The organism is Microcoleus sp. S36a_B3, assembly GCF_036700745.1.
Taxonomy (GTDB): domain Bacteria; phylum Cyanobacteriota; class Cyanobacteriia; order Cyanobacteriales; family Microcoleaceae; genus Microcoleus.
In genome coordinates, this window is sequence record NZ_JAUBPN010000021.1 from 1 (window position 1) to 17,586 (window position 17,586).

The window sequence follows — 17,586 nt, forward strand, 5'->3', positions numbered from 1 at the left end:
GGTTATTGGTTATTGGTTATTGGTTATTGGTTATTGGTTATTGGTTATTGGTTATTGGTTATTGGTTATTGGTTATTTGTTATTGGTTCTTTGTTAACAGTCAACAGTTAACAGTCAACAGTCAACAGTCAACAGTCATTTGGTCATTTGGTCATTTGGAAAAAGGCAGGATGCAGGAGGAAGAAGCAAAAATAGATACAAAGCAGGCCTTTGAGCGATCGCCCTCATAGGTTTAGTTAGATGAATTTATTTAAAATAAAAAAATGCTTTTTACAAAGCCCCAGATGCTCCCTCTTTTTTTGGCTACACTGAAGACGAGCTCAGCGAAAAATGAGTGGAAACAACAAATCTAGGATTGAGTTAAAATCCTAGATACCGTAAATGTATGTTTTAGAAAGCTATGCCAGGAACGAGACTTGAACTCGTGACACGTGGATTTTCAGTCCACTGCTCTACCAACTGAGCTATCCCGGCTTGTTTTTTCGCGCTTTACTATCCTAGCAGACACATACACAATTTAGCAAGCACTTTTCTCAACTAATTTTTAGCTCGCCCGGAACCGCCCGCCTGTAAGCTAAAAGCTGCAACCTAAAATCCAAAAATCGCAATGGCACAGCAACATCGGGCTAGCGGGGGCAACAGTCTGCTTGTCTTGGGGACAATTTGGCTGTTGGGGGCAATTAGCGATCGCCTCTGGTTTGCCTTCGATCGCTCTGTACCCGCGTGGGATCAGGCAGAATACCTCACGAGCACGCTGAATTACTGGCAGGCGCTGCAGCATCCTCAGTGGTTTTCGGGGGATTGGTGGACAAACTTCTGGCTGCTTTCGACAAAAATTCCACCCTTAACGTACATCTTAACGGTACCGTTTTTTAATGTTTTCGGTGCTGGGGGCGATCGGGCAACCCTCGTTCATTTACTATTTAGTGCAATTCTCCTCGCCTCAGTCTACAGTCTGGGCGTCAAATTATTCAACAGACAAGTCGGTTTGTGGGCCGCTGCAATTTGCGTTTTGTTACCAGGACTTTATCGGTTCCGCTTGCAATTTTTGCTCGACTATCCCCTCGCTGCTGCGATTACTTTGGCTTTCTATTGTTTGACAATGTGGAAAGAAGAAGGTTCGGCAGCGGATTTTGTAGCGGATGTAGCGGATAGAAGAAATCAGGAAAAGGGTAAAAAGTTTTACCTGAGTCGATTATCTTTCTTTTGGACGATCGCCTTTGGTATTTCTCTAGGCTTATCAATATTAGTTAAACACACTACTGTATTATTTCTGTTTGCCCCGATTGTGTGGTTGGCTGCTGGTGCTGTGCGGCAAAAAGCTTGGGCAAGATTAGGTCAATTAGCTGGTGCTTTGTTGCTGTCGGTGGCAGTGTTTGGGCCGTGGGCAAAAACTAATTGGCTGTTAATTTTGACCGGGGGAAAACGGGCAACGCTGGATTCTGCGATCGCCGAAGGAGATCCAGCCCTCAATACGATCGACGCTTGGATTTACTACATTCAGCACTTACCCGAACAGCTTTCTTGGCCTTTGTTACTGATTCCCTTAGTTGGATTGATACTTTATTGGTTCCGCAGGCAAAATAGTTCGTCAATCTTTCACCTCAACTCCTGTCGGTGGCTGGCTGTTTTTTGGGTAGGAGCTTATTTAATTAATTCTTTAAATATCAACAAAGACGACAGATATGTGATACCTTATTTGCCAGTATTATCTATTTTTTTAGCCTACTGTTTAACACTGTGGCCTCCGCGTTGGGGGCGACAAATTGGCTGGGGAACAATTGGTTTAGCAACTTTGACGATGCTGCTGCATATGTGGCCGCTGGGCGGTGCTTTTGGACATAGCTTAGTTCAACTTGTTAGCCCCGGTAATTCTAGCTATCCTTACTTGGGGAAAGAGTGGCCGCACCAAGAGGTTATTGCAGAAATTATTGCTGCGGAACCTTATTTGCAATCTACTTTAGGTGTGTTGCCTTCCACGCCGGAAATTAATCAGCACAACTTGAATTATTACGGTGCTTTGGCGAATTTTCAGGTATACGGGCGGCAGGTGGGAACTAATTTAAAAGAAGTACCGCAAGATGTGCGATCGCTTTCTTGGTTTGTCACAAAAACAGGCCCGCAAGGTTCGATTCGAGAAAAAATTAAAAAAGCTCAAAATGCTGCGGTAGATACAATTGAAAAAGGTGAAGATTTTCAGTTAGAAAAAGCTTGGTTTTTGCCTGACAATACTAATCTAAATCTTTACCGCAAGCGACGGCAGCCTGTTGAAATACAGCCGTTGAATGAAGCGCGATCGCAAGTACAATTAGAGCAAGTTACTGTTACGGGAAAAGCGATTCCCGGAGTCGCACTGCCGGTTACTTATATTTGGTCTGGGCCTTGGCAGCAGTTGCAGTCTGGTTTAGTGTTGGTAACGTGGAAACATCGGCTAGCTAGTGATATCCTAGAGTCGGGACAAGCTTTAAGGATTTTACACGATCGCGCGATCGCCCAGGGAACTTTGCATCCGGGAATTCTGGAAGCAGATAAATTTGCTGTAGGGTTTCGAGTTGTCGATCGCACGGCGATGCTAACTCCTGCTAATATTGCACCGGGAAGTTACAACCTGCAAGCTACTTATCTGAACCGAAAAACCGGCGAAACTTATCCGCTCAAGGTGCCATCGGTAACAATTCAAATCGATGCCGAACCGATAAATATGCCTTCCCAAACCATTCCGGGGAACAAAAACGATCAAAAGTTGAAAATAGTCCAGACTCTTCCCGATAACGAGGATAAGCCGGAATTAGATTTAGTGACTCAATTGCGGGCGATGGCAGTTAATTTACCGAAAGGATTAACCAGTTTAGAACCCATATTCGAGCAGATTGGACGCATTAATCAGTACGATCCAACTCAAGATTATACAGTGCAAGCGGAACAAGCACTAGAATATAGGTTGAAGCAAGAACCTAACAATCTAGAATTCGCTTATGCTTTGGCATTTTCTCGGGTATTGCAGCAAAATGTCAAAAGTGCGATCGCAGCCTTAGAAAAAGTTACCAAACTCGATTCTCAAAACCCTTATGCTTATGCTTATCTCGCCTTCGTCCAGCTTTACGGATGGCATCCCCAAGCCGCTCAAAAAGCCTTAAAACCCGCTCTTGCCCTCAACCCCAACCTGCCAGAAATTAGAGTTTTAAACGGTTTAGCCGCTCTAATGCAAGGCAATCTCATCCAAGCGTGGCAAGATTTGCAATTCCTCAAACAGTTGAAAATTTAACAATTATTAGGAATACCCAAAATGTGGTTTTACGCGCTATTTATAGCAGCAAAGTGCGGTGTACTTCGCCCTACTAACTTCCTTCTTCCTTCTTGCTAATGACATCAAATCCGGTAGCATTGGGATGATATATAGCAATCCTAAATGATTGTTGTAGGGACACGGCAGTGCCGTCTCCCGGACACGGCACTGCCGTGTCCCTACAGATGGATTTTGGGGAAATCACATTTATGTTCGCCGCACGTGATAATGATTTAGGATTGCTATATAGCCTTTCAAGCGAAAGATGAGGTACTGTCGGGAATAGGGCATAGGGCATAGGGCATAGTGCATAGGGCATAGTGCATAGGGCATAGGGCATAGGGCATACCTCACTTTTTTGAGAAAGGCTATAGTGCGAGAGTCCCCGCTCGCGAAGTCGATAGCGAGCGGGGACTCTCGCACTATCAATGATTAAAAGATATAATTCCGACGCTATCGGAAACGATATGACCAATAACCAATAACTAACAACCAATAACTAATAACAAATAACCAATAACAATAACCAATAACCAATAACCAATAACCAATAACCAATAACCAATAACCAATAACCAATAACTAATAACTTCCTCATGAATCAACTAAGAATAGTCTCTCTAATTCCCAGTGCCACCGAAATTGTAGCAGCTTTAGGATTAACCGATGCCATTGTCGGCCGTTCTCACGAATGCGACTATCCCGCAGAAATCCAGAATTTACCTGTTTGCACTCAGCCTAAATTCAATCCCGAAGGAACTAGCAGCGAAATTCACAACCGCGTCACAGAATTGTTGCAAAATGCGCTCAGCGTCTATAAAGTAGAAATAGATACTTTAGAAAAATTGCAGCCAACTCACATCATTACTCAAGCTCAATGTGAAGTTTGTGCTTGTTCTCTGACAGAGGTTGAACAAGCAGTCAGCACGCTGGTAAATAGCCAGCCGGAAATTATTTCTTTGCAGCCAAATTTGCTAGCAGAAATCTGGACGGATATTGGGCGAGTTGCTACTGCTTTGGGTGTCGATGCTCAAAGTACGATCGCACTTTTGCAATCCCGCATCGATGCTATTATCTTAAAAACCGAAACATTAACCGTTAAACCCACAGTAGCCTGCATCGAATGGATTGAACCTTTGATGGCTGCGGGAAATTGGATTCCCGAATTAGTAGCAATGGCTGGAGGCGATTCGCTGTTTGGCATTGTCGGGGAACATTCCCCCTGGTTACAATGGGAATCCCTGGTTGAAGCTAATCCCGATGTGATTATTTTTATGCCTTGCGGCTTTGATTTAAATCGCACTTGCACCGAAGCAATGGCGATCGCTCAATACACAGAATGGCAAGATTTGCAAGCAGTCAAAACCGGGAAAGTTTACATAACTGACGGCAATGCTTACTTTAACCGGCCAGGGCCGAGATTAGTGGATTCTTTAGAAATTTTAGCAGAAATTATCCATCCCGAAATCTTCGATTTTAGCTATCGCGGTCAAGGTTGGCAGCCATTTTTGCCAGTACCTGCCGCTACTCATTAACACGCATAAACGGTTCGTAGTGCGGACTTTATTCCGCATTTTTATAGGGGACTAAATTCTGCACTACGAACCAATTTTAGATCGATATAAGATGGTATCGCGGGAGATTAATTGCCCGTTCCCTCAAATTCAGTTACATTAGGATACAAAAAATGCTAATCCTACATCCCATCGGGCGGCATCAAAACCTTGTCAATTACGTGAATAACGCCGTTGCTAGCTTTGATATCAGCTTTCACAACATTAGCGCCGCCGACAGTAACTTTGCCGGGAGCAACTACCACTTTCACAGGCATACCTTCAACAGTTTTAACCTCACCGGACTTCAGGCTAGTAGATAAAACCGCACCAGAAACAACGTGGTAAGTTAAAATCTTAGTAAGTTTGGCTTTGTTAGCTGGTTTCAGCAAATTTTCCAAAGTTCCTTTTGGCAAAGCAGCAAAAGCCGCGTCTGTGGGTGCAAAAACAGTGAAAGGGCCTTTTCCTTTGAGAGTTGTCACCAAACCTGCTGCTCCCAAAGCCTTTGTCAATGTCTTGAATTGAGCGTCACCAGATGCAATAGCGACAATATCCTTAGTGGCGGCCATTGGTGTCGGTGAAGCCATTGGTTTCATGTTTTCTGCAACTTGTTGAGTTGGAGTTGCATTCTTCACATTGGTGTTGGAGTTGATGTGAGCCCAAGCCGGGAAACCAATCAACGCGCTAGCGCCGATTACTCCTGCAAAACCTGTGAGTTGTTTCATCCAGCTAGGTACATTTTGATTTTTCATTACGCTTGTATTTCCTTATGACAATAAAACAGTGAACGTGAATTCTTATGTTAGCCAAATTTCCTCAAAAGATCAGGTTGGGAAAGGCTAAGGTAGAGATAAAATGAGCTGGAATTGTCGATCGCACCAAAACTTCCTTAATATAACGCAAACTTACGGAAAAAGCGTCAACCGCTAAATCGGTAACTCAAAACCTCAATCACCGAACCGGTTTGGGGCAAGTCAGCGGGTTTAATCGAAATCGTGTCATTATTCAATCGGCGCACCGGCGTACCATCCATCAGCGCCAAGAAGTCATCTAGTGGCACCAAATCGCACGCTGCTGCATCGGCGGCTTGGGTTTTGTAATGCGTGGGAATCACCATCTTTGGTTTGAGAATTTGCAAAGTTTGCTTGGCTTCCGCCGGAGTGTAAGATTTCGGCCCTCCGCCCACGGGAATCAGCACCAAATCCGGCCGCCCGATTAAGATTTGTTCTTCAATGCCGATCGCGCCAGCAACTCCACCCAAGTGTAAAATCTTAATACCGGCTTGCTGCCAGAGCCAAGCCACATTGATCCCAAATCGCCTTCCGCCCTCCCGGTCTTTTTCCGTGCGAATCCCTTGAATCCTCAGCCCGTTCGATCGATAAGCCCCAGGCTCGTACAAAAGGCCGGGATTGCCCGAAAATCCGTCCACCGCCCCTTCATCGAGCAATCTGCTGCTAATCAGAATCAAATCAGTGGGTACTTTGGGAGAACGATAGCCAGCCGTACAGCCCAGGGGGCGAAAAGGATTCACCAGCACCCTCGCACCGCCACCGGCGAACAAAAAGCAAGTGTGGCCCAACCACTGAACCGATAAAGAATCAGCAGTTTGAGCTTGATAGCTTTCCCATCCAGATGGTAAACCAGTTGCTATAGCGGCTAGCAAACCCGTCTGTGCGTAACGTATTAATTGTCGCCGTTTCATCTTGTGGTTGCGGTTGTCGGGTGTTGGTCGTCTGTTGTTATACCACAAAACACAGTGAGTCGATTTTCGATTTTCGATTTTAGGTTTTAGATTTATATTGTGTGCGATCGCCCTGACAGCACTACAATATGGATCGCACGCGCGAACCGCAGCGATTTCTTCCTGCTTCCTCCCATCCCTTACATCCGTTACAAAAGAAGCGGACGTACTTGCTTCTTACAGTCTTTCTAAGAAATTTCGCAATAACTGCTTTCCCGAAGCAGTCAAAATACTTTCCGGGTGAAACTGCACCCCTTCAATGTGCGGATATTCCCGATGGCGCACGCCCATAATCGTGCCATCTTCAACCCAAGCCGTAATTTCCAAAACCTCTGGGCAACTCTGCTTTTCAATTACCAAACTGTGATAGCGAGTTGCAACCATCGGCGATTCCACTCCCACAAAAACTCCTACTCCGGCGTGTTCTACCTGAGAAGTTTTGCCGTGCATCAACACTGGTGCAGAAACAATTTTGCCGCCGAATACTTGACCGATACTTTGATGTCCGAGACACACGCCCAAAATTGGCATAGTCGGCCCCAATTCTTTGATTAATTCTAGAGAAATTCCCGCATCTTCCGGCCGCCCCGGCCCCGGAGAAATCACTACGGCTGCTGGCTGCAATTGTCGAATTTCTGCTAAGGAGATTTGGTCGTTGCGATAGACTTGAACTTCGCTGGCCACGGGCAAATCGGCACCTAGTTCTCCTAGATACTGTACCAAATTGTAGGTAAAACTGTCGTAGTTATCGATGACTATAATCACGGGTTAAGTTTGATTTTAGGTTTTAGATTTTAGATCTTAGATTGAGTCGCTGCCTGAATGCAATAGTTTGAAGATTTTAGATAGATGCCGAAGATAAAAATAGCTGCAATATGTACGAATAAAACTAAAAACCTCAAATTGGTCATCTAAAACCTAAGATTTGCCTTACCCAATAAGTTACGGACGGACGATCGCAATTTGCACCACTTCCCACAACGGAGGAAGCAGAAGTGCACCAGCGACTATCGCCGCCGCCATTGCCGATACCAGAACTGCTCCGGCAGCGCAGTCTTTGGCAATTTTGGCTAGTTCGTGGTAAGATTGCCCGACCGTTAAGTCTACCACCGATTCGATCGCCGTATTCAAAAGTTCCATTGCTAAAACTATACCAATGGTGACGCCGATCACAGATATTTCTACAGGTTTCAGTTGCAGATATAGCCCTAGTCCGATCGCCAAAGTGCCTATAAAAGTGTGAATCCGAAAATTTCGCTGAGTTTCAAAAGCATAACTCAACCCGCCCCAAGCGTATCTAAAACTCGTAGCTAAGCTTGATGCAATTTTCCAGGACAGTTCTCGCTTGTATTTCAAGGCTTTTTTCGGTTCGTTGTCTGTCGCACTCGAAGAGTCTTGAGGCACGATCGCAATGTGTGCAATGTTTGATGAAATAGAGGGTCGCTCTAGTGTCATAAATAACCAACTTTAAGTTACAGAGATGAATGAAAGCTAGACTTTTCAAATTTACTTAATCAAGTCTAGTTAACTTTCCTAAGTTTTTACTAAAGTTTTGGTGTAATTTCAGAAAGTTATGTTGGGCTTGATGTGATTGGTTAAGTAACCATCAACTTCAGCTATGCTGTTTGGATCTCAATATCGATCGCCCGTAGCAGTGTTTCTTGTCTGTCTAGCATTTGAGTCAGACTCTCCTCATCCGGGTGATCCCAGCCCAAAAGGTGTAGAAAACCGTGGGCTGCGAGCCAAGCTAATTCGGTTTTCAGCGGATGTCCTTGCTGCTGGGCTTGTCGCTGAGCCGTATCGATCGAGATTACGATATCACCCAAGTATAAGGGTTCAGAGGACTGCATTTCCTCTAGCTGAGGACAGTCTACCTCTAAAGCTGCGAAAGCTAGTACATCCGTCGGTCGATCGAGCTGGCGGTACTGGGCGTTGAGGGCTTGGATATCGGCATCGGCAGTTAAACGCAGGCTGACTTCGTAGCCTGGGGCGGATGGCACATCCGCCTCTTGGTTTTCCAGCCAAACGCTAAACCAATTTTCCCAAGTTTCCGTTGAAATTTCCCCGCTGGCTGCACTTTCAGGGAGGTTGGAACCGTCGGCGGACGATCGGGCTAGCCCATAACAGTCTTCGACGTTCACCTCAATTAGCATTTTCAGCATTTTTTGTCAAGCAATTTATTCAATTTTTGGGCAATTTCACATTGGGCAGGCTAATCGACTTTTTGCTTTTAGCTGGCAGATTACAGGAATCTGTAGAAGATTGCAACGGGTCGATCGCGCGATCGGACAAAAGGGCCCGCTATGGAACCCGCACAGGCGCGTGAGTGTGTGTATCGACGAGGTTTCCAGCGCCCGGTGTTCTAAGAGTTGAAATAGCGATCGAGAAAAGCCAAACCGACGAGTACGCCCAAAAGTCCGGCCGCCGTCAAAGCAAAATGAAACAAAGAAGTCGCGCGCTTGCGAACCATATTCCGCATCGCCAGCTTGACATAACTCGGTGGAGGTGCATTGTTTGTCGGCGCTGTCGGAGTTTCGGCGGCGAGCTCTTCGGAGGCGGGAGTTGTGGAGGGAGGTTGACTCATAACGGTTAGTTTAGAAGGTTAACAGAGGGGCTGCTGAAGACAGACTCGCCACGATGGTAACAAAAATGTAACGTTTTGTGTAGGATTTTTTAGGTCTCAGACGGCAGGAGGCTGGTTTCCCGCAACGCCAGAATCAGCCCAAACAGCATCGGCTTCCGACAGCGGGGGCATTAACTGGGCCGTATAATCGAGAGTAATGTCATAGGCGGCGCGATCGTACACTGTATTCAACAACGCCTGCAAATCTACAATTGGTTCCACATCGCCTTCGCGCAAAGGCAAGGGAAAACAAGGAATCGCATCCTGTAGATTAAAAACGTATAAATCCGCCCTACGTCTTTGATTGCTCCGACTCACCAAAATCCGATAATGAGCTGCAATATCATTGTCCAAAACCGGGAGAGGTTCCCAACCCCGCAACAAATCAATCTCCACAAAATTAGTGCGACTTCCGAATATCTTATCCCGCTTTTCCTCATACATTTCGCGCCCTTTTCCCGGACGTTTATTAGCAGGTGAAAGAACTTCAATCACCGTCACAACTTCCTTAGTTGCCATATCTATCACCTCCAAATACCCTTCTCTCACCTCCTCAGACATCGCCAATCTTATTTTCAAAGGTTCAGTAGTTCGTGTAGCGACAGCCACATTCGATGTAGTTGGATTTGGAGAAACGGGATTGCACAGGATAGAAACATCTGCAGGCATTCCGACTAACAGAGATTGTTCTCCCTTGAGTTCATAAATGCGCTTTTCAATCGCCACTCGATATTTGGGTACAAGTTGCGGAACCAATGACTCCTGAATCATACCAATCAGCAAGTGATGTACTTCTGGCCAAAAATCAGGCCTTTCTAAATAAGGATTCATCCCCGGAAATGGATTAGGCATTGATTTAACTTTTGTTGATTTAACTACTTAGGACTTGTGAAGGGGTAGCCTGAAACCGGGTTTTTGCTCAGAAGACACGTTACAGCCCGCAAAAACCGCAAAAAACCCGGTTTATGAAGATTTTGATGCGTCCAGCCACTGTTATCATCCCCTCAATTCCCTCTCCCGCAACAAAGCATCCGCCCAAGCAGCATCGGCTTCCGACAGTGCGGGAAGGGCTGTGGCGGTGTAATCTATTCTAAAATCATAGGCGGCGCGATCGTAAACCCCATTTAATAACGCTTGTAAATCTACAATTGGTTCCACATCGCCTCCGCGCAAAGGCAAAGGAAAAGCCGGAATTGCATCCGGTAGATTAAACAAATACAAATCAGCCGCGGGGCGACAATCTCCCCGACTCACCAAAATCCGATAACTTCCCTCAATATCATTCCCAAAAACAGGCAAAGGTTGGTAACTTCGCAGCAAGTCAATTTCCACTAAGTGCGATCGACTTCCGAACACCTTATACCGTTTTTCCTCATACATCTCCCGCCCTTTGCCGCGCTTGTTAGTCGGCGAAAGCACTTCTATTACTGTAACTACTTTCTTAGTTTCCTGTTCTATTACCTGCAAATAACTTTCTCTAACTTCCACCGTTGTAGGCACTCTCACTCTCACAGCCGTCACAGGCGGCGACATGACAGCAACATTTCCAGTGCTAGAAGTTGCTGGAATTGGCGATCGCTGCACGGCCACATCGGGAATACCGACCAATAAAGCATCTTCCCCGCTGATTTGATAAATTCTTTGTTCAATGTCCACTAAATACTTAGGCAGCAGTTGCGGAGTCAAAAAATCTGCGATCGCCACTATCAACCGATTGTGAACCGCCCGCCAAAAGTCAGGACTTTCTAAATAGGGATTCATCCCCGGAAATGGATTAGGCATAGTAATATATTGTTGAAATTTTCCACTACATTAACCTCTCAATCCAGTCTCCCGCAACAAACCATCAGCCCAAGCAGCATCGGCTTCCGACAGCGCAGGAACGGGTTCGGCGGTATAATCGATTTCAAAATCATATCCCGCGCGATCGTATACTTGATTAATCAGCGCCTGTAAATCCAAAACAGGCTCTACATCTTCTGGACGTAAAGGCAAGGGAAATGCAGGAATTGGATTGGGAAGGTTGAATAAGTATAAATCTGCGATCGGACGTTGATTGCTGCGACTGACTAAAACACGACAGTCGCTTTCATTGGAATCTCCCAAAACTGGCAAAGGTTCCCCACCTCGCAACAAGTCTATTTCGACTAAATGCGTACTGCTATCAAATATTTTCTTGCGCTTACTGCCATACTTTTCTCGACCTTCCCCTCGGCGTTTATTTGCAGGTGAAAGCACTTCAATAACGGTAACAACTTCCTTTGTTGCCATGTCGATTACTTCTAAATATCCTTCCCGAAATTCTTCCGACACTGGGATTCTAACTTTTAGAGGTTCCACAGTTCGGGAAGCGACAGCAACATGAGATGATACTGGATTTGTTCGATAGCGTTTCTGTTGGATAGAGACATCAGGAATCCCTACCAATAGAGAAGTTTCACCTGGAATTTCATAAATTCGCTTTTCAATAGCGACGCGGTATTTTGGGTGTAATTGCGGAGTTAGTGACTCTTTAATCGCACTAATCAGCAAGTGATGAACTTCTGGCCAAAAGTCAGGATGTTCTAAATAGGGATTCATCCCCGGAAAAGGATTAGGCATAATCGTACCTCCCGTTGATTACTATCATTTTAGCAAACAGATTAGAAAAACGCAGACAATATCAAACTATCATCTGCGTTAATCCGCCTTCATCTGCGGTTAAAAAAAACTAAAAATCGCCGTAACTGCTAATAGCCCTCTGCAACCTCCCAATAACTTCATCAACCGAAATCGCCCCCAACTCCCCAGAAGCACGAGTCCGAATATTCAAACTATTCGACTCAACCTCCTTCGCACCCACAACACTCATCACCGGAATTTTATCCTTCTCAGCATTGCGAATCAACTTGCCCAAACGCTCGCTATTCTCATCAGCTTCAGCCCGAATATTCAGCGCCCGCATCTTCGCCGCAACTTCCTTAGCAAACGGCAAAAACTCCGCGCTCACAGGCAACAAACGCACCTGAACCGGCGCTAACCACAGCGGAAAATCCCCCGCGTACTGTTCGATCAAAATTCCGATCAAGCGCTCCAAAGAACCGAAAGGAGCGCGGTGAATCATCACCGGACGCTGGCGAGTGCCGTCTTCAGAAACGTATTGCAAATCAAAACGTTCTGGCAAATTGTAATCTACCTGAACAGTTCCTAATTGCCATTCTCTATCCAAGACATCTTGGAAAATGAAATCGAGTTTCGGCCCGTAAAAAGCAGCCTCCCCAATTCCCTCAAAATAATTCATTCCCAAAGTTTCCACCGCGCGGCGGATTGCACCTTGCGCCTTTTCCCAAGCTTCATCGGAACCGATGTATTTCTCTAAATTTTCTGGATCGCGGAAACTCAAACGCGCCTTAAAGTTTTTCAGTTGCAGACTCTTGAATACTGACAGAATCAAATCCACCACGCTCAAGAATTCAGCATCCAACTGTTCCGGCGTTACAAATAAGTGGGAATCATCCACAGTAAAGCCGCGTACCCTGGTTAAACCGCCCAATTCTCCCGATTGTTCGTAGCGGTAAACTGTGCCGAATTCGGCTAAGCGCATCGGCAATTCGCGATAGGAACGCAGTTCGCTTTTGTAAATTTGAATGTGAAAAGGGCAGTTCATAGGTTTCATGACAAAACCCTGTTCGTTGGCTGCCGCTTCTGCATCTTCAGCCATCAGCGGAAACATATCTTCTTTGTATTTCTGCCAATGTCCAGAAATTTTGAACAAATCGACTCTGGCGATGTGCGGTGTCACAACTTGCAAGTAGCCGCGCTTGATTTGTTCTTGTTTCAAGTAATCTTCTAGAATACTTCTCAAAATAGTGCCTTTGGGTGTCCACAAAGGCAAACCGGGCCCTACTGCATCGGCAAAAATAAATAAGCCTAATTCTTTGCCTAATTTGCGGTGATCTCGTCTTAGGGCTTCTTCTTTGCGGTGCTTGTAGGCTTCTAGCTGTTCGGGTGTTTCCCAAGCTGTGCCGTAAATGCGCTGCAACTGAGCTTTGGTTTCGTCGCCGCGCCAGTATGCTCCGGCGAGACTTTCTAGCTCGATCGCCCTTCCGTTGATTTCACTGGTATTATCCAAATGGGGCCCAGCGCACAAATCCCACCATTCGTCACCCAAATGGTAAAGAGTAATCGGTTCGATCAAACCTGCCAAAATTTCTAATTTGTAAGGTTCATTAATCTCCTTAATTCTGCGTTGGGCTTCCTCGCGGCTGACTTCTTCCCGAGTTACAGGCAATTTGCGGTTGATGATTTTGATCATTTCTTTTTTAATTGCCTTGAGATCCTTTTCGGTAAAAGGTTCCGGGCTGTCAAAATCGTAATAGAAACCGTTTTCAATCCAAGGGCCGATTGTTACTTGAGCCTTGGGAAATAACTTCTGTACCGCCATCGCCATAACGTGAGATGTGGTGTGGCGAATTTTTTTTAGTTGCTCCGACTCGCTGGTGCGGGGCAACTGAATTTTAACGGACTCTTCTGGAGCGTTCATGGATTCTGAGCTAGACATCGGCTGAATTTAGCAATTAATGAGAGTTGCAGTTGCTTCTATCTTACTCAGAATGGGACTGCAACCGCTGACTTCCGGCTGGGGGACATTCCTGGAAATTACGGCAACTGCCCGTCAGGGTTGCAGCGTTTGTTCGGGGAGGCTGCCCGATTGAAACCGGGTTTTTTAATTTGGGTGCGGGCTGTAACGAAAGTATTGCGCGAAAAAACTTGGTTTTTAACAACTCGTGCGGCCAACTAATATGGTTTCCGGTTGCATCGGAATAATAAAATCGAATCAACACTCAACAGTCAACAGCCAACAGTCAACACTCAACAGTCAACAGTCAACACTCAACAGTCAACAGCCAACACTCAACAGTCATGAGGAGTGCAACCAGAATTGATATAATTTGCCACAATTGGGGGATTTTGACTCAAAAATCGCCGCTCGTATGGTTAAGTTTATTCACGCCCACCTGCTAGTTTTTTTAAATCCTTGAATTATTGTTAATAATATGTTACAGATTGTAAAGCACGTTTAAGGTTAGAATAAGTAGATAACCCAATTTTTATTCATGCTTAATTCCAATTTGCCGGAATCAGAGTTGCTCAAATCCCTACTGGAACCGCTGTTAGAGGATTTTAAATACTGGTTCGAGCGATCGACCACTCTCTTAGAAACTGAGGAAATTCCCTTTCTGAGCGGCGAGGATCAATCCGACTTGCTGGCGCGAGTCAAACAGGCTCAGCAAGAAGTAGGCGCCGCTAGAGCTCTATTTCAAGCAACCGGAGGTCAAGTTGCAATTGAAACCGCAGCACTGATGCCGTGGCACAGACTGCTCGCCGAATGCTGGCAAGTATCGGCTCGCTTTCGTTCGTCGCAGTCAGCTCCCCGTGAAAAATAAGGAAGCGAGTTCAAGTTAAACTTGTTGTTAAATCCCAAACAAGAGGAAATGTCGCGGCCGATTTGAAAAGTTCCAACAGATTTCCAGTTAATAAGTTATTACTTGCTGAAACACGTTTGTAAACTGCTGTGCGGCTGTTTAGCCGGGAGGAAAATATCATGTTACACCTGCTTTATATTTTAGCTTTCACTGTTCTGGCCTTTCTGGCAGTCGGTAACTTAATCCGCAGTCTTGTCACGGTAGGTATGGAGTCCCAGCGCCCCCAACAATTCAGGGCAAATCATGGCTCCGCATCCTATCCTCGCTCTCAAGCTGTACCCCATCCAGAACTGTTAGACGAATACGGAAACGTTGTCAACGAGCCGCTGTTAGTGATGCGTTCGCTGACTGTCCAAGATGCCCGCGAACAATTAGATGCTCTCTACAAATCATCTCCCGGCGGCAGCGACGAAGGGGGCGAACGACGCTAATTTAATCGCAGTCGCAGCATTTATACTCAGAGTCGCTGGTACTGAAAAAAATAATTGGCCGTTAGTTTCTCGCTAACGGCCAATTTGTAGCGACTTTTGAGAGATACTGGAAAAATATCGATCTCAACTTACGGTCGATCCCTTTCCAGTTTTGTCAACGGCAAAAATGCACGTTTAAAGCTAGATGATCGTCCCTATTTCGCTACTGGCAGAACTTCTGCAAGCTTTGCCCCCACTGCGGGCACAAATTTATTTCAAATCTTCCATGACAGCGCTGTCTCACGCGATGGAAGACTTGGTTTTGACTGGCTCCGACGACGAACCGCTAGTGATTGCTAGTTTTCAGCGAGAACGCTTCTACCTGCAGGAAGCTCACCGCTATCGGCGAATTGCCGCTCTATCTTCTCAGGTATACGTGCTAGCAGCACCGGAAACTGAGTTTAAAAATTCCTCGGAACATTACGAAACTGTGGCGTTTGCACCGGAGGACACATTAAGTCAAGAGTGGCACTTAGTAGTGCTGGGACAACACTACTCAACTTGTCTGATTTGTCAAGAAAAAATTGTGCCGATCGAGAATCAGGACGATCGCGGCCCGCTGTTGATGGATCAAGGTCGCAGATTTGAGGGAGTTTGGACGTTCGACAGGGAGGTAAGCTGCAAAGCTGCCGAATTGTTGCTCGATCGCATTGTCAAATATCGCCCGGAATTGGCCGAAAAGATCGATCGAGCGCGTACAACTTACAAGCTGGGAAAAAACACCAAAAAAAACAGGAAATCCGCGACTTCCCAAGCCACCAAACCCGAAAAAAGCGCGCCAAAAAACTCAAGAGTTCCCAATCCCAAATTGAGCGACGCTTTTACCAAACGCTTAGTAACCTATTTGCAATCAGGCCAGCACAAACTGCTGAAAGCATACAGCGCGATCGCCGCCCAGGAACGCAAAGAACGCCTCATAAACTTAATTACAACGGCAATGCGGCAGTCTCTCAACCCGCAAGAAATCGTCGAAGTCGCAGTGCAAGAACTGGGAACAGCTTTGTCAGCCAGCCGCTGTTTGATTTATCGCTGCAAAGCCGCAGATGTGTCGGTCAAAATCGATCGCGAGTTTTTGCGCCTGGGTGCTAGTTCTCTATTAAATCAGACTTGGCCGCTACAGGAAAATCCAATATGGAGCGACGCAGTAGCGCGGCAAGAGCGAGTTTACATCCAAGACACAGCAGAACACCCGCTGATTCTCAATACAAAATATTTGGGCAAAATTGTCAAAAATTGGCAGATAGTCTCTTGGTTGATGGTGCCGGTGCTTTATCATGGGCGGGTTTTGGGCATGGTGGAAATGCACCAGTGCCGATCGACTTCGCCTTGGGAAGAAGACGAAATTGCTTTAGTAGAGGCGATCGCCACCCAGCTCGGAGCAGCCTTAATTCAAGCAGAAACCTACGCTAATTTAGAAGAACTCAACCAACAATTAGAAGCATTAGACCGCACTCGCAGCAATCTCATAGCCATCACCGGACACGAACTCCGCACTCCGTTATCAACGATTCAAGTATGTCTGGAAAGTTTGAACTCCGAGCCAGATATGCCCCAAGAATTGCGAACAATCATGTTAGAAACAGCCCTCGGAGATGCCGATCGAATGCGTAAACTTGTCCAAGATTTTTTAACTCTTTCTAACCTAGAAAGCGGACAAGTTAAATGGAATGTAGAATCGCTGACGCTGCAAGAATGTGTGGACTTGGCCCTCAGCAGCGTGCGATCGCGCGGCGGACTCGATCGACAGTTACCGGAAATTATCACCGAAGTATCCGCAGAATTGCCATTAGTGCTAGCAGACGGCGAATGGTTAGTGGAGGTGCTGTCCAAACTCCTAGACAACGCTTGCAAATTCACCACACCGCAGGGAAGCGTCACCATCAGAGCCAAATGCAACGGTTCTGCGATGGTGGAAGTGCTGGTCGCCGATACGGGGCGGGGAATCGAGGCGAATAGCTTGAAAGTAGTGTTCGATCGATTTTATCAAGAAGAAGGAGCATTGCGGCGCAGCGCCGGCGGTACCGGTTTGGGATTGGCAATTTGCAAGCAGATTGTCGCCGGCTGGGGCGGTAAAATTTGGGCAGATTCCCCAGGAAAAGACCGAGGAAGCGAATTTCACTTTACTATTCCAATTGTTTAGAATCAATTGACAAATTAAACCATAATAAAAACGGTTTAATCCTTCAAAATGCGAGTTCTCTGATTGATGCGAACTCGCATTCCGAACAATCAAACCGTTTTTGTAATGCGTAATTCAACGAAAATGACTAATGATATCAATTCCGGTTGCACTCATACATGATGTTAACAGTTAACAGTTAACTGTTGACTGTTAACAGTTAACTGTTGACTGTTAACTGTTAACCGTGAATTTACTATTCCGATGAATAGAGGATTTGATATGACTAATGACCAATGACTAATGACCAATGACTAATGACCAATGAC

General features: G+C 45.8%; 16 protein-coding genes and 1 tRNA gene. 6 read left to right on the top strand and 11 right to left on the bottom strand.

Annotation, left to right across the window (positions count from 1 at the left end):
* A partial coding sequence (locus QUA01_RS20265; protein ID WP_333133203.1) for a hypothetical protein occupies positions 1-230 on the top strand: 230 nt, incomplete at its 5' end.
* 171 nt (positions 231-401) lie between these two features.
* On the opposite strand, the gene QUA01_RS20270 is transcribed toward QUA01_RS20265, so the two are convergent.
* Positions 402-474, bottom strand: a tRNA-Phe gene (locus tag QUA01_RS20270).
* A gap of 133 nt (positions 475-607) precedes the next feature.
* On the opposite strand from QUA01_RS20270, the gene QUA01_RS20275 reads away from it, so the two are divergent.
* Together QUA01_RS20275 and QUA01_RS20280 are read left to right on the top strand one after the other, a co-directional pair.
* Positions 608-3,265, top strand: coding sequence for a phospholipid carrier-dependent glycosyltransferase (locus QUA01_RS20275; protein WP_333092374.1), 2,658 nt, complete (start codon positions 608-610; stop codon positions 3,263-3,265).
* Positions 3,266-3,882: 617 nt separating this feature from the next.
* Positions 3,883-4,821: a cobalamin-binding protein gene (locus tag QUA01_RS20280; RefSeq protein WP_333092373.1), complete on the top strand. Its 939-nt coding sequence runs from the start codon at positions 3,883-3,885 to the stop codon at positions 4,819-4,821.
* 161 nt (positions 4,822-4,982) lie between these two features.
* Here QUA01_RS20280 and QUA01_RS20285 read toward each other — a convergent pair whose 3' ends face one another.
* The 10 genes from QUA01_RS20285 to thrS all read right to left on the bottom strand — a co-directional run bounded on the left by QUA01_RS20285 (position 4,983) and on the right by thrS (position 13,743).
* Positions 4,983-5,591, bottom strand: a complete 609-nt coding sequence (locus QUA01_RS20285) for a fasciclin domain-containing protein (protein WP_333092372.1) — start codon at positions 5,589-5,591, stop codon at positions 4,983-4,985.
* A gap of 167 nt (positions 5,592-5,758) precedes the next feature.
* The gene (locus QUA01_RS20290; protein ID WP_333092371.1) at positions 5,759-6,541 is read right to left on the bottom strand and encodes an MBL fold metallo-hydrolase; all 783 of its coding nucleotides are present in this window, start codon (positions 6,539-6,541) and stop codon (positions 5,759-5,761) included.
* 216 nt (positions 6,542-6,757) lie between these two features.
* The gene (locus QUA01_RS20295; protein ID WP_194065618.1) at positions 6,758-7,345 is read right to left on the bottom strand and encodes an anthranilate synthase component II; all 588 of its coding nucleotides are present in this window, start codon (positions 7,343-7,345) and stop codon (positions 6,758-6,760) included.
* A 177-nt stretch (positions 7,346-7,522) separates the two neighbouring features.
* Positions 7,523-8,035, bottom strand: coding sequence for a diacylglycerol kinase family protein (locus tag QUA01_RS20300; RefSeq protein WP_333092370.1), 513 nt, complete (start codon positions 8,033-8,035; stop codon positions 7,523-7,525).
* A 161-nt stretch (positions 8,036-8,196) separates the two neighbouring features.
* A complete protein-coding gene (gene ybeY, locus QUA01_RS20305) occupies positions 8,197-8,733 on the bottom strand; it encodes an rRNA maturation RNase YbeY (RefSeq protein WP_333092380.1) in 537 nt (178 codons plus the stop codon).
* A gap of 209 nt (positions 8,734-8,942) precedes the next feature.
* The gene (locus QUA01_RS20310; protein ID WP_194012213.1) at positions 8,943-9,164 is read right to left on the bottom strand and encodes a DUF3285 domain-containing protein; all 222 of its coding nucleotides are present in this window, start codon (positions 9,162-9,164) and stop codon (positions 8,943-8,945) included.
* Between the two features lie 96 nt (positions 9,165-9,260).
* Positions 9,261-10,055, bottom strand: a complete 795-nt coding sequence (locus QUA01_RS20315) for a DUF4058 family protein (RefSeq protein WP_333092369.1) — start codon at positions 10,053-10,055, stop codon at positions 9,261-9,263.
* 144 nt (positions 10,056-10,199) lie between these two features.
* A complete protein-coding gene (locus tag QUA01_RS20320; protein WP_333092368.1) occupies positions 10,200-10,985 on the bottom strand; it encodes a DUF4058 family protein in 786 nt (261 codons plus the stop codon).
* Between the two features lie 30 nt (positions 10,986-11,015).
* Positions 11,016-11,804 (bottom strand): DUF4058 family protein, encoded by a 789-nt coding sequence (locus tag QUA01_RS20325; protein WP_333092367.1) that lies wholly within the window; start codon positions 11,802-11,804, stop codon positions 11,016-11,018.
* A 109-nt stretch (positions 11,805-11,913) separates the two neighbouring features.
* Positions 11,914-13,743 carry a threonine--tRNA ligase gene (thrS, locus tag QUA01_RS20330; protein ID WP_333092366.1) on the bottom strand — a complete coding sequence of 610 codons (1,830 nt, stop codon included), beginning with the start codon at positions 13,741-13,743 and terminating at the stop codon, positions 11,914-11,916.
* A gap of 556 nt (positions 13,744-14,299) precedes the next feature.
* Between thrS and QUA01_RS20335 the strand changes: the two genes are divergently transcribed.
* The 3 genes from QUA01_RS20335 (at position 14,300) to QUA01_RS20345 (ending at position 17,278) form a co-directional block, all read left to right on the top strand.
* Positions 14,300-14,629, top strand: a complete 330-nt coding sequence (locus QUA01_RS20335) for a DUF2605 domain-containing protein (protein WP_194065611.1) — start codon at positions 14,300-14,302, stop codon at positions 14,627-14,629.
* Positions 14,630-14,787: 158 nt separating this feature from the next.
* Entirely contained in the window at positions 14,788-15,099 is a 312-nt protein-coding gene (locus tag QUA01_RS20340; RefSeq protein WP_194012206.1) for a DUF2973 domain-containing protein, read from the top strand.
* A 184-nt stretch (positions 15,100-15,283) separates the two neighbouring features.
* Complete coding sequence (locus QUA01_RS20345) at positions 15,284-17,278, top strand: DICT sensory domain-containing protein (RefSeq protein WP_333092364.1); 1,995 nt, start codon at positions 15,284-15,286, stop codon at positions 17,276-17,278.
* Positions 17,279-17,586 lie beyond the last annotated feature (308 nt).

Bases quoted from the DNA above. Each gene is read 5' to 3' on its own strand.
- QUA01_RS20315 (WP_333092369.1), bottom strand. From the start codon at position 10,055: ATGCCTAATCCATTTCCGGGGATGAATCCTTATTTAGAAAGGCCTGAT.
- thrS (WP_333092366.1), bottom strand. From the start codon at position 13,743: ATGTCTAGCTCAGAATCCATGAACGCTCCAGAAGAGTCCGTTAAAATT.
- QUA01_RS20310 (WP_194012213.1), bottom strand. From the start codon at position 9,164: ATGAGTCAACCTCCCTCCACAACTCCCGCCTCCGAAGAGCTCGCCGCC.
- QUA01_RS20335 (WP_194065611.1), top strand. From the start codon at position 14,300: ATGCTTAATTCCAATTTGCCGGAATCAGAGTTGCTCAAATCCCTACTG.
- QUA01_RS20345 (WP_333092364.1), top strand. From the start codon at position 15,284: ATGATCGTCCCTATTTCGCTACTGGCAGAACTTCTGCAAGCTTTGCCC.
- QUA01_RS20275 (WP_333092374.1), top strand. From the start codon at position 608: ATGGCACAGCAACATCGGGCTAGCGGGGGCAACAGTCTGCTTGTCTTG.
- QUA01_RS20325 (WP_333092367.1), bottom strand. From the start codon at position 11,804: ATGCCTAATCCTTTTCCGGGGATGAATCCCTATTTAGAACATCCTGAC.
- ybeY (WP_333092380.1), bottom strand. From the start codon at position 8,733: ATGCTAATTGAGGTGAACGTCGAAGACTGTTATGGGCTAGCCCGATCG.
- QUA01_RS20300 (WP_333092370.1), bottom strand. From the start codon at position 8,035: ATGACACTAGAGCGACCCTCTATTTCATCAAACATTGCACACATTGCG.
- QUA01_RS20280 (WP_333092373.1), top strand. From the start codon at position 3,883: ATGAATCAACTAAGAATAGTCTCTCTAATTCCCAGTGCCACCGAAATT.
- QUA01_RS20340 (WP_194012206.1), top strand. From the start codon at position 14,788: ATGTTACACCTGCTTTATATTTTAGCTTTCACTGTTCTGGCCTTTCTG.
- QUA01_RS20320 (WP_333092368.1), bottom strand. From the start codon at position 10,985: ATGCCTAATCCATTTCCGGGGATGAATCCCTATTTAGAAAGTCCTGAC.
- QUA01_RS20285 (WP_333092372.1), bottom strand. From the start codon at position 5,591: ATGAAAAATCAAAATGTACCTAGCTGGATGAAACAACTCACAGGTTTT.
- QUA01_RS20290 (WP_333092371.1), bottom strand. From the start codon at position 6,541: ATGAAACGGCGACAATTAATACGTTACGCACAGACGGGTTTGCTAGCC.